Source organism: Streptomyces sp. NPDC059874 (assembly GCF_042731135.1).
Classification (GTDB): Bacteria; Actinomycetota; Actinomycetes; order Streptomycetales; family Streptomycetaceae; genus Streptomyces.
Genome location: NZ_JBHWJY010000004.1, coordinates 66,991 through 81,028, shown reverse-complemented (window position 1 = coordinate 81,028; position 14,038 = coordinate 66,991). Strand labels below are relative to the sequence as shown.

General features: G+C 71.2%; 15 protein-coding genes and 2 pseudogenes. 8 read left to right on the top strand and 9 right to left on the bottom strand.

Annotation, left to right across the window (positions count from 1 at the left end; all coding sequences use genetic code 11):
* The first annotated feature begins 12 nt into the window (after positions 1-12).
* Complete coding sequence (locus tag ACFV9H_RS03700; RefSeq protein WP_385392787.1) at positions 13-1,281, top strand: TerD family protein; 1,269 nt, start codon at positions 13-15, stop codon at positions 1,279-1,281.
* 55 nt (positions 1,282-1,336) lie between these two features.
* Here the strand turns inward: ACFV9H_RS03700 and ACFV9H_RS03695 are convergent, their stop codons facing one another.
* Entirely contained in the window at positions 1,337-1,858 is a 522-nt protein-coding gene (locus ACFV9H_RS03695) for a hypothetical protein (RefSeq protein ID WP_385392784.1), read from the bottom strand.
* Positions 1,859-2,044: 186 nt separating this feature from the next.
* Positions 2,045-2,635, bottom strand: coding sequence for a TetR/AcrR family transcriptional regulator (locus tag ACFV9H_RS03690; protein WP_385392781.1), 591 nt, complete (start codon positions 2,633-2,635; stop codon positions 2,045-2,047).
* A 47-nt stretch (positions 2,636-2,682) separates the two neighbouring features.
* Here ACFV9H_RS03690 and ACFV9H_RS03685 point away from each other — a divergent pair, with 47 nt between their 5' ends.
* On the top strand, positions 2,683-3,255 hold the full coding sequence (locus ACFV9H_RS03685) for a GNAT family N-acetyltransferase (protein ID WP_385393077.1): 573 nt from the start codon (positions 2,683-2,685) through the stop codon (positions 3,253-3,255).
* A 31-nt stretch (positions 3,256-3,286) separates the two neighbouring features.
* Here ACFV9H_RS03685 and ACFV9H_RS03680 read toward each other — a convergent pair whose 3' ends face one another.
* Positions 3,287-3,955 carry a hypothetical protein gene (locus ACFV9H_RS03680; RefSeq protein ID WP_385392779.1) on the bottom strand — a complete coding sequence of 223 codons (669 nt, stop codon included), beginning with the start codon at positions 3,953-3,955 and terminating at the stop codon, positions 3,287-3,289.
* Between the two features lie 258 nt (positions 3,956-4,213).
* Here ACFV9H_RS03680 and ACFV9H_RS03675 point away from each other — a divergent pair, with 258 nt between their 5' ends.
* The 5 genes from ACFV9H_RS03675 to ACFV9H_RS03655 all read left to right on the top strand — a co-directional run bounded on the left by ACFV9H_RS03675 (position 4,214) and on the right by ACFV9H_RS03655 (position 9,803).
* Entirely contained in the window at positions 4,214-4,642 is a 429-nt protein-coding gene (locus tag ACFV9H_RS03675) for a hypothetical protein (protein ID WP_385392776.1), read from the top strand.
* The gene (locus ACFV9H_RS03670; RefSeq protein WP_385392774.1) at positions 4,636-4,923 is read left to right on the top strand and encodes a helix-turn-helix transcriptional regulator; all 288 of its coding nucleotides are present in this window, start codon (positions 4,636-4,638) and stop codon (positions 4,921-4,923) included. The genes ACFV9H_RS03675 and ACFV9H_RS03670 overlap by 7 nt, the downstream gene beginning before the upstream one ends.
* The gene (locus tag ACFV9H_RS03665) at positions 4,920-5,918 is read left to right on the top strand and encodes an NAD(P)-dependent alcohol dehydrogenase (protein ID WP_385392771.1); all 999 of its coding nucleotides are present in this window, start codon (positions 4,920-4,922) and stop codon (positions 5,916-5,918) included. Before ACFV9H_RS03670 ends, ACFV9H_RS03665 begins: the two co-directional genes overlap by 4 nt.
* A gap of 902 nt (positions 5,919-6,820) precedes the next feature.
* Complete coding sequence (locus tag ACFV9H_RS03660; protein WP_385392768.1) at positions 6,821-8,053, top strand: SpoIIE family protein phosphatase; 1,233 nt, start codon at positions 6,821-6,823, stop codon at positions 8,051-8,053.
* A 97-nt stretch (positions 8,054-8,150) separates the two neighbouring features.
* Positions 8,151-9,803, top strand: coding sequence for a serine/threonine-protein kinase (locus ACFV9H_RS03655; RefSeq protein WP_385392765.1), 1,653 nt, complete (start codon positions 8,151-8,153; stop codon positions 9,801-9,803).
* Positions 9,804-9,842: 39 nt separating this feature from the next.
* On the opposite strand, the pseudogene ACFV9H_RS03650 reads toward ACFV9H_RS03655, so the two are convergent.
* From ACFV9H_RS03650 to ACFV9H_RS03640, 3 genes and pseudogenes are all read right to left on the bottom strand, one after another.
* Positions 9,843-10,387 (bottom strand): annotated as a pseudogene (locus tag ACFV9H_RS03650) (alpha/beta hydrolase fold domain-containing protein).
* Entirely contained in the window at positions 10,297-10,692 is a 396-nt protein-coding gene (locus tag ACFV9H_RS03645; protein ID WP_385392763.1) for a hypothetical protein, read from the bottom strand. Before ACFV9H_RS03645 ends, ACFV9H_RS03650 begins: the two are co-directional and overlap by 91 nt.
* A 200-nt stretch (positions 10,693-10,892) precedes the next feature.
* Positions 10,893-11,138, bottom strand: a pseudogene (locus ACFV9H_RS03640) (ATP-binding protein); the annotation flags it as partial.
* 66 nt (positions 11,139-11,204) lie between these two features.
* On the opposite strand from ACFV9H_RS03640, the gene ACFV9H_RS03635 reads away from it, so the two are divergent.
* Positions 11,205-11,657: a hypothetical protein gene (locus ACFV9H_RS03635; protein ID WP_385392760.1), complete on the top strand. Its 453-nt coding sequence runs from the start codon at positions 11,205-11,207 to the stop codon at positions 11,655-11,657.
* A 78-nt stretch (positions 11,658-11,735) separates the two neighbouring features.
* Here the strand turns inward: ACFV9H_RS03635 and ACFV9H_RS03630 are convergent, their stop codons facing one another.
* The 3 genes from ACFV9H_RS03630 to ACFV9H_RS03620 all read right to left on the bottom strand — a co-directional run bounded on the left by ACFV9H_RS03630 (position 11,736) and on the right by ACFV9H_RS03620 (position 13,804).
* Complete coding sequence (locus tag ACFV9H_RS03630; protein ID WP_385392757.1) at positions 11,736-12,215, bottom strand: hypothetical protein; 480 nt, start codon at positions 12,213-12,215, stop codon at positions 11,736-11,738.
* Positions 12,216-12,377: 162 nt separating this feature from the next.
* Positions 12,378-13,229: a hypothetical protein gene (locus ACFV9H_RS03625; protein ID WP_385392754.1), complete on the bottom strand. Its 852-nt coding sequence runs from the start codon at positions 13,227-13,229 to the stop codon at positions 12,378-12,380.
* 29 nt (positions 13,230-13,258) lie between these two features.
* Positions 13,259-13,804, bottom strand: a complete 546-nt coding sequence (locus ACFV9H_RS03620; protein ID WP_385393074.1) for a GNAT family N-acetyltransferase — start codon at positions 13,802-13,804, stop codon at positions 13,259-13,261.
* Positions 13,805-14,038: the final 234 nt, after the last annotated feature.

The window sequence follows — 14,038 nt, the reverse complement described above, 5'->3', positions numbered from 1 at the left end:
AGGGGGAGTCACATGTCCTTACAAAAAGGTGCCAACGTACCGGTTGCGAGCAGCAGGGTCCGGGTGGAGCTGGGGTGGCGGGGAGGTCCCGGCGCACCTGATGTGGATGTGTCGGCCCTGTTGCTGACGGCGACGGGCAAGGTGCGATCGGACGACGACTTCGTCTTCTACAACCAGCCCGTGCATCGCAGTGGGGCCGTGCGTCACGAGGGCAGGCGCCAGGACGGCACGGGCGTGCTCGAGACGATCGAGGTGGCGCTGTCCGCGGTGGAGCAGGAGATCGGGACCGTGGTGGTCGCGGCCTCCACCGACGGCACGTTCGGTCAGGTATCCGGCCTGTTCGTGCGCGTGCTGGACGCGGACAGCGGCGCCGAGAGGGCGCGGTTCGACGCCACGGGTGCCACGTCGGAGACGGCGTTCCTGCTCGGGGAGCTGTATCGGCGCAACGACGTATGGAAGTTCCGGGCGGTGGGCCAGGGATACGCCTCCGGCCTGGCCGGGCTCGCCACCGATTTCGGCATCACCGTCGACGAGCCCGCGGCGCCTCCGGCGCCGCAGCGGGCAGCTCCGTCGCCTCAGCCCCCTCCGCCCGCGCCACTTCCCCCCGCGCCGCAGGCTCCGCCGCCCGCGCAGGTCCAGCCGGTGCGGCTGTCGAAGATCACGTTGACGAAGGCGGCGCCAACCGTCTCGCTGACCAAGCAGGGCGCCACCTCGGGCGGCATGCGGGTCAACCTCTCGTGGAGCGCGGCCAAGCCGCAGCGTGGCTGGATGAGCAAGGGCAAGGACGCCGTCCGGCTGGAGGACGTGGACCTGGACCTCTCCTGTCTGTGGGAGCTGCGGAACGGAGCGAAGGGGATCGTCCACCCCATCAACAACCAGTTCGGCTCGTTCGACCACCCTCCGTACATCCTGCTGGACCAGGACGACCGGACCGGCGGGAGCGAGGACGGCGAGAACCTCATGATCAACCTGGATCACACGGCCGAGATCAAGCGGCTGCTGGTGTTCGTGTCCATCTACTCCGGGGCGTCCAGCTTCGCGGGTCTGCACGGGGTCGCCACGCTGTATCCGCCCGCCGGAGCGCCGATCGAGGTGCGCCTGGACGAGTGCACCGTTCCTTCGCCGGTCGCCGCGATCGCACTGATCGAGAACGTGGACGGGGAACTGATCGTCCGGCGAGAGGCGAAGTACCTCGTGCTGCCGCCCGGAACCTCCAAGCAGGAGGGCGTGGACATCGAGTACGGATGGGGAATGACCTGGCACGCGGCCAGTAAGGACTGACCGGCCAAAGAGGTGTGTGTCGTGGCTCCCGGATGGGGAGCCACGACCCGCACGGTCAGGCCCAGGGCTGGACGGCCGCGGCGCAGGCCGCCCACAGGGGCGGGACCAGCAGCACGACGAATCCGTCGTGCTGGACTCGGGAGTACCAGCGCCTGCCGCGTTCCGTCAGGTGTTCCCGGCGCAGCGCCGAGCGGGCGATCTCGTGTCCGGTCTCACGGGAGGCGGACAGGGCGGCGGGGAATGCCGCCACCGTCACGACGAGGTACCCGGTCAGCTCCGAACGGGGCAGGAACAGCCCGCCCACGAGTACCAGCGCGGTGATCACGAACCAGACTCCCGCCCGGAATCCGAGCATCGACATGGCCAGCATCCACGAGGGCTCGGACTTTCGTCTGATCCGCCCGGCGGGCGCGGACGCCGTCGTCTTGACGGCCTCCTCCGTCTCCGCGAGTTCCCGCGCGGCCTCCGCGCGGTCGCCGCGTGCCGAAACCAGGAGAAACGCGAGGGTGATCTTGCGGTCGGCCCACTGGAAGGGGCTCCTCGACGGGACTGCGCGCCTCGGGTGCTCCGAAGGCATGCCGGCTCCTCTCGATTTCCGGCCTTGGGCGGGGCGGTACGAAGGGGCATCGCTCCGCCTTCGGCCTGCGCTGACCGGCGGCCGCGGGTGGTCGTTCCGCTCACCGTAGAGCGAGTGGCGGGTGTCGTAGGACAACGGCCTGCCTCCGTGCGCCGTACCGACGTGGTGCGGCGCACGGAGGCGGCCTCACCCGCCCTTGCCGAGGGAGTCCAGGTAGTCGTCGAGGAGTTCGGTCTGCCGCGCGGGCGGGAACGCCGCGGGGGCGAGCAGCGCCTGCACCGTCAGTCCGAGCACGAAGGACTGCGCGCAGGTCGCGATGCGCTCCGCGTCGCCGGCCGGCAGTTCGCCGAGCCGCTGCGCGGCCGTGACCAGAGCGGTCAGCCGGTCCCGGCCTTGCGCGTACCGGGCGGCGTGATCCGCGCTGAGGGCCGGATCGGCCAGCGCGGTGTCCCAGGAGGACACCCAGATGCGGTTGCTCGTGGTGGCCTCGGCGGTCAGTGGGAGGACGCCGAGCAGGGCGGCTCGTAGGGCGGCCCGGCCCTGGCCGCCGGTCTGCCGGGGCCGGGCGGCGGTGCGCCGGGCGAGCAGGTCGAGGGCGTACGCCACCAGATCGCGTTTGGTGGCGAAGTAGTGCGTGAGCAGGCCGGTCGTGGCGCCGAGTTCGGTGGCGACGGCGCGCATGGTCAGCCCGCCGAAACCGTGCGCCGACAGCACGCGCCAGACGGCCTCCGAGACGTCACGGCGGCGAGCTTCGTGGTCTCCCTTGGTGCGTGGCATGCTGCTACGGTAATAGTCATAACAGTTGTTGTGTGAATGGGGTCCCGATGTTCTCCCTCCCGTTGCGGGACGGCGCCCGCCTGTGCCCGCTCGAGCTGCGGCACGCCGAGCAGTTCGCCGCCCACTTGGACCGGGCGCGGCAGCACATCCGGCCGTGGGTCGGCGCCGGCTTCGTCACCGAGGACGTCGACGGGGCGCGTGGCACGCTGCTGCGGTACGCCGAGCGCCAGGCGACTGACGGAGCCCGTCTCTTCGGCATCTGGCGCGCGGACGGCGTCCTCGTCGGCGGCGTCATGTTCACCGCCTTCGACGCGGACGGCGGGAACTGTGAGGTCGGCTGCTGGCTGGAGCCGGCCGCGGAGGGTCGCGGGCTGGTCACCGAGGCCTGCACCGTGCTGTTGGACTGGGCTCTCACCGACCGGGGCCTGCACCGCGCCGAGTGGCACTGCCGGGCCGACAACGAGCGCAGCGCTGCGGTGGCCCGGAGGCTCGGCATGTCCCTGGAAGGCGTCCGACGCGAGGCCTGGCCCTTCGGCGGCGCCCGTCACGACAAGCAGGTCTGGGCCGTCCTCGCCCCGGAATGGCGAGCCCACCGCGGCCGGACCCTGCCGTCGAACTAGTCGGACCATCGCCGGTTGCGCTTCAGCGAGGTCAGTCGGTGCCGTCCTCGAAGTCCAGATTGGCGGGGCGGCGGGGGAAGGGCGCGACGACGTCGGTTGTCGGAACGGAGTCATCGACGACGTTGAGCCGCACGTCGTCAAGCCAGATCTGGCCCGTTCGCTCCATGACTGCCCCGAAGTTGATGTAGGCCGCGGTCTCGGGGACGTCCAGCGCGATGCCGTATCTGCGCCAGCCGACGCTCCCGGCGATTCGGCGTTCCGGATCGCGCATGTTGTCGAAGGCGACAGCGTGATCGCGAGCGTCGTCCACCCTCATCCAGATTCCGGCCCAGCCGAGTACGTCCCGCGCCTTCACCATTGCCGTCAGGTGGAGTCGCGTGCCTCGATAGTCATCGGCCTTGATCGTCTGCACGAGCGCTGCGTGGCCATCGGGGTTCTCGTGGCGGGAGCGGATGAAGGCGCTGGCCCTCCCGACGGAGAACACCTCGAAGTCCAAGCCGACTTCGTAATCCTCGGGCACCGAACCCGAGACGTTCCACCCCTTCGGTGTGGTGTCCTGGGGGGCGACGGATGGCCTGCGCACGTCCATCTCGGCGAGGATCTTGGTGGTTTCGGCCCGGGTCCGATCTGCTTCGGCCTCCAACTTTCGGGCTTCCGCTCGCGCTTTGGGTCGAGTCGTCCAATAGGTGGTGAGTGCCACGGCGATTCCACCGACCAAAGGGCCGAGGAGTCCTACTGCCAACGCTGTCTCCACGCGCCCCCCTGCGTGTGCGGCTTCTGTCATGGCGCCAAAGCGAGGGTACGGCCTCGGGGGCGGCGCACGCCTGCGGTGTGGGAAACGATCGATCGACACTTCGATGACGCGCAACAGGTAAAGAATAGTTGACACAGTGTCCGGACTGCTTGACACTCCGAGTGTCTGGTTTTCTTGACATGGGGAGCGGGAGCGGGAGCGGGAGTGGCAGTCGAGGAGAAACGTGCCTGGAGCATGTTGGTGGTCGCCATCGGGTCGTACGCGGTCTACCTGTGGCTCGTGCTGGGGCGCCCCGAGGCGGTGGCGCTGATCCAGGCGCCTTACGTGGAAGCCCTGTTGTGGACGGTCGGCCTGTCGATCGTCGTATCGATCGCCGCTCACATCGTGATCGCCGCCTTCTCGCCGCGTGAGGCGAACGTGAAGGACCAGCGCGACCGGGAGATCCACCGCTTCGGTGAGTACGTGGGGCAGTCGTTCGTCGTGATCGGCGGGGTCGCCGGTTTGGTCCTGGCGATGGCCGAGGCGGCTCCGTTCTGGATCGCCAACGCCATCTACCTGGCCTTCGTCCTGTCGTCGGTGCTCGGTTCGGCAGTCAAGATCGTTTCCTACCGGTTCGGGTTCCACCCGTGGTGAAGCCGACGAGGGTCACCAACACCATCCGGGCCCACCGCTTCGCCCACGGCGAGATGACCCAGGCCGAACTCGCCCGCCACATCGGCGTCAGCCGCCAGACCGTCATCGCCATCGAGCAGGGCCGCTACTCGCCGTCGCTGGAGATGGCCTTCCAGATCGCCCAGGTCTTCGGCGTTCCGCTCGACGGCGTCTTCCGGTACTCGGCCCACCCCGGCAACTCAGCCCACCCCGACAACACCGGCAACTCCGACAACACCGGCACCGAGGGAGACACCTCATGAGAGCCATCGTCCACGACGTCTACGGACCTCCCGACGTCCTGCGCCTCGACGAGATCGACCAGCCCGTGCCAGGCGGCGGCGAGGTGCTGCTGCGCGTCCACGCCGCCGGTGTCGACCAGGGCGTCTGGCACCTGATGGCGGGGATGCCCTACGCGATCCGTGCGGCGGGCTTCGGCCTGCGGGCGCCCAAGCAGCGCGTGCGGGGCATGGACGTCGCGGGCCGTGTGGAGGCCGTCGGCCCGGGCGTCACCCGCTTCCGGCCGGGTGACGAGGTGTACGGCACCTGCGCCGGCTCCTTCGCGGAGTACGCGTGCGCCAAGGAGGACGAGCTGGCTCCCCGGCCGGCCCGGCTCACCCCCGAACAGGCGGCGGTCGTCACGATCTCCGCGAGCACCGCACTCCAGGCCCTGCGCGCGGGCCGGCTGGAGCCCGGCCTGCGGGTCCTGGTCATCGGAGCCTCGGGCGGGGTGGGCACGTACGCCGTACAACTGGCCAAGGCCCTCGGGGCCGCCCATGTCACCGGGGTCTGCAGCGGGGCCAAGGCGGACCTGGTGCGCTCCCTCGGCGCCGACGAGGTCCTCGACTACACCCGTGAGGACCCCACCGACGGCACCCGCCGCTACGACCTCGTCCTCGACATCGCGGGCAACCGGCCCCTGGGCCGACTCCGCCGGGCCCTGACCCCGCGCGGGAGCCTGGTGATCGTCGGCGGTGAGACCGACGGCCGCTGGATCGGCGGCAACGACCGGCAACTGCGCGCCCTGCTGCTGTCGCCCTTCGTCCGCCACCGGCTGCGCGGACTCGCCTCCGTCCCGCGCCCCGAAGACCTCCGAGTCCTCGGCGAGCTCATCGAGTCCGGCTCGCTCACCCCGACCGTCGACCGTACCTACCCACTGGCCGAAGTGGCCGATGCGATACGCCGTCTGAGGGAGGGGCAGGTACGGGGCAAGATCGCGATTCGCGTAGAGGGGCCCGGCCGCCCTTCATCCCAGTAGAGGAAACGGGGGCACCGCCCAGGCGCGGCGCGCCGCTCCGTGCCTGGGCGGCTCGAATGCTGCCGGTCTTCGGGGACCGTCAGCCGGTGCAGCCCGGGACCGCATCGGACGGGCCGCAGTTGTTCTGCCGGTTGTCGCGAATGACATCGACGTGTTGTCCGTGATGGCGCCGCCGGTCACGGTCAGCCGGCCGGGCTCCGGGCTGCCGTTGGCGACGGCGGCGCGTGCGAACCCGCCGCCGGCGGCGCCACCGTGTCGCTCACGCTCCCGGTGCCGGGACTGCCGATGGCGCCGCCCTGGGCGAAGACGTCGGACTTCGACGTGTTGCCGACGAACTTGCTGCGAGGCCCGGGAGATCGTCCGCGAAGAACAGGCAGTCGACGGCGAAGCCACCCCGCTGCGGATCTCGGCAGCCGGTACGTGCACTTGTGCGCCAGCCGGATCGTGTCCGGTCCGGGTGAGGTGTTCGCGGCGTTGATCGCCGCGGCGAGATCCGGGACCGAGCAGGGCACCGTCACCGCGGCGGCGTTAGCGGCCGGGGCGGGAACCGCCACCAGCGCGCCCGCGACAGGGCCGGGCCGAGGACGGCCGGGACATGCCGACGAGACATCGGGGACTCCTCTTCGGTGGTGCACGGCGGCCGGCCGCCAGGGGACCGCAACAGCCGAGCACAGCCGATCAGGCGCAACCGCCCGCGGCTTCCCGGCGTGATCCGTACGGGGCGAGCGATGACCCGGACAGAGCACGAAGACGCGCGAACGGGCAAGAACGCGCGAACGGAGCCCGCCCTCCCGCGACGCCCCCACGGTCGGCGGGCCGTGCGCGCCCCGCCCCGCGGCCGTGGCATCGTGGCAACCCTGTGATCGATCGGAACGGTGGCCGGCGCGCGGGCAGGTGGAATCATGAACGGACCCGTCATCGACTACCAGGCGGTCTTCAACGCGCTACCGGGCGGGGTCGCGCTGCTGACCCCCGATTTGGTGTACGCGGACGCCAACGAGGAGTACTTCTCCACGTCCGGGCGCAGCCGCGAGCAGGTGATCGGACGCTACCTGTTCGACGTGTTCCCCGAAAACCCCAACGACCCGGGCGCGACCGGCATGCGCAACCTGTACGCCTCCCTACGACGGGTCGCGGCCACGGGGGAGCGCGACAGCATGGCGCTCCAGCGCTACGACGTGGAGCACCCCGACCGGCCCGGGGTGTGGGAGGAGCGGTACTGGAGCCCGGTCAACGTCCCCGTCCGCGCCGCGGACGGCACCGTCGCGCTGCTGCTGCACCGGGTGGAGGAGGTGACGGAGCTCATCCGTGCCCGCGGTGATCGCGCCGGTGGGGGGCGCGCCGCGGTCCTGGAAGCCGAGCTCTACACCCGTGCCCGGGAGCTCCAGGAGGTCAACGAACGCCTGCGCCAGGCCCATGCCCGCGAACGGGAAGTGGCACTCCACCTCCAACAGGCGATGCTTCCCGCGCCCCCGCCACTGGCCCACCACCAGGCCGCCGTGCGCTACCGGCCCGCCCTGGGGGCCCTGAACGTCTGCGGCGACTGGTACGACCTCGTGGACCTGGCCGACCGTCACCGCACCGCTGTGGCGGTCGGCGACGTCGTCGGCCACGGACTGCGCGCGGCCGGTGTCATGGGCCAACTGCGCAGCGCGCTGTCCGCTGCCTCCCGCGTCGCCGACGGTCCCGCCCGGGCCCTCGAAGTCGTCGACCTGTACGCCCGCTCCATCGACGGGGCCGAATCCACCACCGCCGTGTCGGTCTTCATCCACTGGACCAGCCGCACCCTCGTCTACAGCAGCGCCGGCCACCCTCCGCCCGCGCTGTGCGGGCCGGACGGCACCGTCACCTTCCTCGACCAGGCCACCGACCCCCCGCTGGGGGCCCGCCCCGAACACGTCTCCCGTCCCCAGGCCCAGACCGCCTTCGCCGAAGGGTCCGTCCTCGTCCTCTACACGGACGGGCTGGTCGAACGCCGTCGGGAGGACATCGACACCGGCCTCGACCGGCTCGCCGACTCCCTCGTCCGCCACCACACCGCCGACTCCGAGACGCTCGCCGACGCCCTGCTGGCGCACCTCATCCCGGCCGCGGGAATCACCGACGACACGGCCCTGGTCGTACTGCGCCTGTGACACCTTGGCGGACATCCGAGGCTCGTCCTCTAAGGTGGCCCACCGGATGGTCCGTGCACCACGGGTCGGCGAAGGGTCATGGGGGACGGGGGAGTTCGTGGAGTCTTTGCGGCCCGGAGACCCGCTGGAGATCGGGGGGTACCGCCTGCTGGCGCGCCTCGGCGCGGGAGGAATGGGCGAGGTGTTCCTGGCCCGGACGGCGTCCGGCCGGCCGCTGGCCCTGAAGACGGTGCACCGCGAGCTGAGCCTGGATCCGGACTTCGCCGAACGGTTCGCCCGCGAGATACGGACCAACGACCGTGTGCGCAGCGCGTGGACGGTCTCGGTGGTGGATTTCGGCCCACCGGGGGCGTTGCCCCAGTGGCTGGCGACGGAGTACATCCCCGCGCCGTCGCTCGGCGACTGGGTGCACCGGAACGGGCCGCTGGCCGCCCCGGCCGTGGAGTGCCTCGCCCGGGAGCTGGCAGCCGCGCTGGTCACCGTACGAGCGACCGGGGTGGTCCACCGCGACATCAAGCCGGCCAACGTCCTGCTCGGCCCCGAGCGGCCCTTCCTCATCGACTTCGGCATCGCCCGCGCCGTGCGCGATCCGCGCCACACCCAGACGGGCACGGTCATCGGCACGCCCGGCTACCTCGCGCCGGAGCAGGCGAGGGGCGCCGTGGCATCGGCGCCGGCCGACGTGTTCTCTCTCGCCGCGGTCCTCGTGTACGCGGCCACCGGGCGCGGTCCCTTCCTGCGGCGCGGCGAGGAGCTGGAACTGCCTGCCCTCCTGTACCGGATCGTTCACGACGAGCCCCTCCTCGACGGCCTGCCGGAGATGCTGCTTCCGCTGGTGAGGGAGTGCCTGGCGAAGGACCCGAACCATCGCCCGTCCGCCGAGGAGGTACGGTCGCGGCTCGGCGCACCGGCGGAGGAAGAGGAGTGGCGCGGCACCGTGCCACCGGCGCTGGTCGCGGACATGGGCCGCCGGGAGGCTGAACTCCGCCGGCTGCTGGCCGCATCACAGCCGCCCGCCCACGCCCACGTCCACGCCCGTGCCCACACCCCTGCGGGAACCGGCACTTCGCCCGTTCCCCCGCCGCAGCCGCCGCCCCTGCCCGCCCCCATCACGCCGGTGCCCCCGTCCACGGCTCCTGCCACTCCACCGTCCACGCCCGTTTCCTCCCCGCGCCGGAGCGGATGGGCCTCCCGCCGACCACTGGTGATCGGCGCGGCCTCCGGTGCCGCCGTCCTCGCGGCCCTCGTCACGCTCGCGATCCGGTTTCCGTGGGGAGGCGACGGTGGCAGGGCCGCGCCCCCCACCGCCTCGCCCACGCCGTCGCCGTCCGCGAAGTCGTCCTCCGCGGTCACGCTGCCGGAGTCGTGGTTCGGTACGTGGTCCGGCGTCGGGCCCGGGACACCGGACGCCGACGGCATTTCCCGAGCGAGGACGGGGGAGTTCGATGTGACGGTCACGCTGCACGCCGGGGTCGTGGGGGAGCTCGTCGGCCGGCAGGTCAGCGACGTCAAGGAGGCCTCCACCGGGCTGAACCTGGGGTGCACGGAGGCCCTTGAGCTGCGGCAGATCAGCCGGAACAAGGCGGTCTTCGCGGCAGTGACCAGCCACCCGACCGACCGCGCGGCCACCTTCGACTGCCCCCGGGGCAACCTCTACGTGCTGACCCAGGACGGACCGGATCGCCTGACGCTCGAATCGGAGGGAGCGCAGTCCGCCGGCGCCCCCGCGTCCCTGACCCGCCACCCCTGAGCCCACGGGCCGGCCGCCGTGTCGTACGGCGAGCCGCCCTCACAGGGCAAGCGCGTCTCCCTCGCCGAGGCCATACGAGAACTGCCCGTCGTGCCCCGCCGGCCGGACGGGGAACAGCGCCCGACGCAGGGCGTACACGCGGCCCTCCCGCATCCTCGACGACACCTCGGTGCCGGCGATCGACGCGCAGCCGTGGAAGGTACCGGGGTAGTGGTGCAGCTCGGCGCCGACGCCCGCCTGGACCAGCCGTTGTGCGTAGTCGATGCCTTCGTCCCGGGCCGGGTCGAACTCGCACACCGCGACGTACGCGGGCGGCAGCCCCGGAGGTCGGCCGCCCGGGCGGGAGCGGCGTACGCGGACACTTCCGGGCCGCCGGCGCCGGAGCCGATGTAGTGGAACCAGTTGTACGCGGCCTGCAGGCGGTCCAGCACCGGGGTGTCCGCGTACGTCCGGGCGGAATCCGTGTCGAGCCGGTCGTCCAGGAGCGGCGTGCTCAGCAGCTGGAAACAGGGGCGCACGCCGATCCGCTCCCGGGTGAGCTGGCACAGCGCGGCCGCGCTGCCGGCGCCCGCGTCCTCGCGCATTCGTCGTGTCCGGTCTCCAGGTCGCCGGTGACGAATCCTCCGGCGTGGAAGTAGAGGATCGCGGGCAGGGGAAGGCGCCCCTCACCCCGGCCGGTGGGCTCGTACACCCGCACCGGGACCGCGGCCGCTCCCGCCGGGCCGGGCACCACCGTGTCCCAGACCCACAGCCCGTCGGGCACCGCGCGCAACGGCCGCTGGAACTGGTCCGCTTGCACGTGTTCCTGTGCCGCCACCGGGTCGCGGAGATCGACCGGCGGCAGTACCGGAGCCCACGGGACCAGCTCTCGGTCATATGCGTACACCATCAGAATCCAGCACCTTCTCGGTCGTCGCTCCCTCTTCCGGGAATCGGGAATACGTGTCGACGAAATATGCCCACCGTTTCCTGAAAGGCGGCCAGAACCTGAACAGAAGCTCAGTCTGGGAGGGGGAATCAAGGAGTTCCATGGGATTCCAGGACCAAAAGTCCCGGGTGAGTCGGGACTTTGGACCCGCACAGCTGAATTCAGCGGCCGTTCGGTCCCGACCCGCCCGTGGCCGGGGCCGCGGCGGGCAGCCGCAGGACGAACCGGGCACCGGTGGTCGGCTCGGCGGGTTCTTCCGCCGTGAGCGTGCCGCCGTGAGTGGTGGCGATGGTGCGGGCGATCGCCAGCCCCAGGCCGGCGCCTCCGTCGTCCCGGTTGCGGGCCTCGTCGAGCCGGGTGAAGCGCTCGAAGATCCGCTCTCGGTCGGGCGGGGCGATCCCGGGCCCGTGCTTCCCGGTACGCCGTAGTGTCGCCCGCCCCGGCGAAAAGCACCTCGGATGAGGGAAACTGGAATGATGATCACAGTGGATTCGTTCGAGAGGTTCGGCGAGCAGGCGCCGTTCGACCCCGTTACCGCGTCACTCGGACCGGTGAGTCGCCGCGCCGGATCGCTCGATGACAGTGGGAAGATCGCCGGCCACTTCGGTCGGCTCGGTGAGACTCTCGCGGTCCTCTACCGGTCCGAGGGAACACTTCGGCTGCTCCTGGGCGACGAGGACATCGTCATCACCGGAGGCGTTGAGGTGCGCCACGAACGAGGGCACACCTTCAACAGGCTCACCGTGGGCACCCGCCACATCGACTACCCGCGTCCGGCGGACGAGCTGGACGAGAATGATCTGACGGCCTGTGCGGAGCCGGAGGATTTCGATCTCGGCCTGTTCCTTGCGAACGTCCTGGGTGACCCGGCACGCTGCGAGCGGATGTACCGGTTGCCCACCGAGGTGTCCGAGGACGCCGACTGACGCATGCCGGCCAGGGCAACGGGCGGTTCGCGCATCGCGGGGGAGCCGTGGCCTTCGCCCACTCCTGCGCGGACGACGTCAGTAGACGAGTTTGTAGGTCACGTCTTTCGGGACCGGGGACGGCGCGGTGTCCGTGTAGACGAGTCGGATCATGGTGAAGCGCTGCACGTCGGGGTGGGTCGGCCACGGCTCCGGGCTGCTCAGGGTCACCGTCACCGGGTAGGGCCGGAAGCGGCCCGCCGCGCAGTAGGGCTTGCAGTCGTTCACCATGTCGGTGCCGGTGGCCGTCGCGGTCCGCGGCCCCCAGGTGTCCCAGCGGAGCCCGACTAGGCGGTTGTTGCCGTCCCCGCAGGCCAGCAAGTACTCCTCGGGCCGTACCTGGGCCTCCGAGAAGCAGTCGACCACGACCGGATCCGACGGCGGAGCCGTTACGGCCGGGGTCAGCGCGGAAGCCGGGACCGTGGCCGCGGCGAGAGCCGCCGCCGCGCACAGCACGGTGGCCGTCCGCACCTTGGACCTGAGTGCGCGAGCGAGCCGGCCGTTTCCTGAAGCGTGCACGAGGCCCTCCTCGCCCGTCTGTCCCACCGTCGGCACAGAGACCAAGTCCAGCTTCCCGCATCCCGGCGAACCCCGCACCCGCAGAGCGCGGGGGCGCCGGCCGGGGTCCCGCCCCTCCGCGATGCGTACGTCGCCCAGGTCCACCGGGAGAGCGGGGCACCGTCAGGACCGGCGCCACCAACGGCGCGGAGGCCTCGCGTCGTGCCGTTCCTGCTGCTGCTCGGCGTGGGCCCGGCGGGCGGCCGCGGCGGCCTCCGGGTCGTTGTACTCCTGGGAGATCAGCTCGATCCGCCCGGTGGAGTGGTCGATGCGGATGGTGTCCAGTCCCATCCGGTCGAGGTCGGCGATCTGGGCCGCGTGGGTGACCCGGTGGAGTGCGAGTGCCGAGATCATCGGGTCATCCGCGCCGATCGTCAGCTCCTCGTCCAGCAGGGTCTCGACGAACCGCTGGGATTCCGGCGACGGGAGTTCCTCGTTCACAGCCATGTGCACCATGAGGTGCTCGTTGCCGGTGTCCAGCCAACGGACGTGCGAGACCCAGACGCAGTCGATGGCGGGGAACTCTCGCAGACGCCGGAAGGCCGCGTCCCGCAGGGCCACGGCGAGCGGGTGGGTGGACCAGGTGAGCTTGAGCCGCTGCCCGTTGCCCTGTTGGCCCCGCCGGGCCATGGCACGGAACAGCGACGGGAACGGGATGACGACCGACGCCCCGTCCGAGGCGAACAGCAGCAACTGCTCGGCACCCGTCTCCCGGGCGATGTCCATCAACCGCACCGCGTCGCAGCGGACGGTACCCGCGGCCTCCGGCAGGTGCTCGGCGCAACACGCCTCGCTGACGCAGGCGAGCACGGCCGGGGCGTCGTTCTCGCGGTGCGGCAGGTGGTGGAGCGAACCGTCGTGGTGCACCGGTACGAACACGCCCTGGTCGATCAGGGCGGCGAGGACCCGCTCCATGCCCGTCTCGGAGGAGCCCTGGTCGCGGAGGAGATCGGCCAAGGCCGCGTCGAGTATCACCGGGCGATGATAGGACACCGACAAACTTGTCAGGAGCGGGTGAGCCCCCACGTCTGCAAGCTGAAGGGCCGTCCCTTCTCCTCGCCGGTGATCAGCGGTACGTCGAGCAGTTGAAAGCCCGCCTTGGTGGCCACGGCGACACTGGCGCCGTTCTCGGCCTCCAACTCCAGGATCACCTGCTCCACTCCCAGTTGCTCGAAGGCGTAGGCGGCCATCACCCGCACCGCTCGCGCCGCCAGGCCCTGGCCGCGGTGTGCGGGGCCGACCGCGTAGCCGATCTCGGTACCCTCGGGGGCACGCCGCAGCATCACCTCCCCGAGCGGTGCGCCGCCATCGACGGTGATGGCGAGAAGGATCGTCGTGCCTTCCGCGCGGAGCTGCCGGTCCCGGCTCAGCCGCGCGAGGGCGGCCGCGTCGTCGAAGGGGGAGACGATCGGTGTCCAGTACGCGATGTCGGGGTGGTCGAAGAGTTCCGGCATCGCGGCCAGGTCCGCCTCCGTCCAGTCGCGCAGGACGAGACCTTCTCCCGAGAGCTCGATGCGCTCGGGAAACGACGGCGTTGTGTTGCTCATGATGAGGTTCCTCCGTGGATCGTTCGCGACGAGGCAGGGTAACCGCAGGCAGGCGTGAGGGCACCGGAATTTCCGTGGCACTCCCGGCGACGGCTCCCACCCTGCGGGACGGCCGGGGACCAGCCGGGCGGCCACGGGCCGCGACCGCTCCACGTGCGTGCGTACGAGCCACCCTGTAGCGTCGAAAACGCGCGTTCCGCCCAAACCGCTGCGGCCTGGCCCGGCAGGGTCACCGCC

Bases quoted from the DNA above. Each gene is read 5' to 3' on its own strand.
- ACFV9H_RS03700 (WP_385392787.1), top strand. From the start codon at position 13: ATGTCCTTACAAAAAGGTGCCAACGTACCGGTTGCGAGCAGCAGGGTC.
- ACFV9H_RS03695 (WP_385392784.1), bottom strand. From the start codon at position 1,858: ATGCCTTCGGAGCACCCGAGGCGCGCAGTCCCGTCGAGGAGCCCCTTC.
- ACFV9H_RS03690 (WP_385392781.1), bottom strand. From the start codon at position 2,635: ATGCCACGCACCAAGGGAGACCACGAAGCTCGCCGCCGTGACGTCTCG.
- ACFV9H_RS03685 (WP_385393077.1), top strand. From the start codon at position 2,683: ATGTTCTCCCTCCCGTTGCGGGACGGCGCCCGCCTGTGCCCGCTCGAG.
- ACFV9H_RS03665 (WP_385392771.1), top strand. From the start codon at position 4,920: ATGAGAGCCATCGTCCACGACGTCTACGGACCTCCCGACGTCCTGCGC.
- ACFV9H_RS03660 (WP_385392768.1), top strand. From the start codon at position 6,821: ATGAACGGACCCGTCATCGACTACCAGGCGGTCTTCAACGCGCTACCG.
- ACFV9H_RS03645 (WP_385392763.1), bottom strand. From the start codon at position 10,692: ATGGTGTACGCATATGACCGAGAGCTGGTCCCGTGGGCTCCGGTACTG.
- ACFV9H_RS03635 (WP_385392760.1), top strand. From the start codon at position 11,205: ATGATGATCACAGTGGATTCGTTCGAGAGGTTCGGCGAGCAGGCGCCG.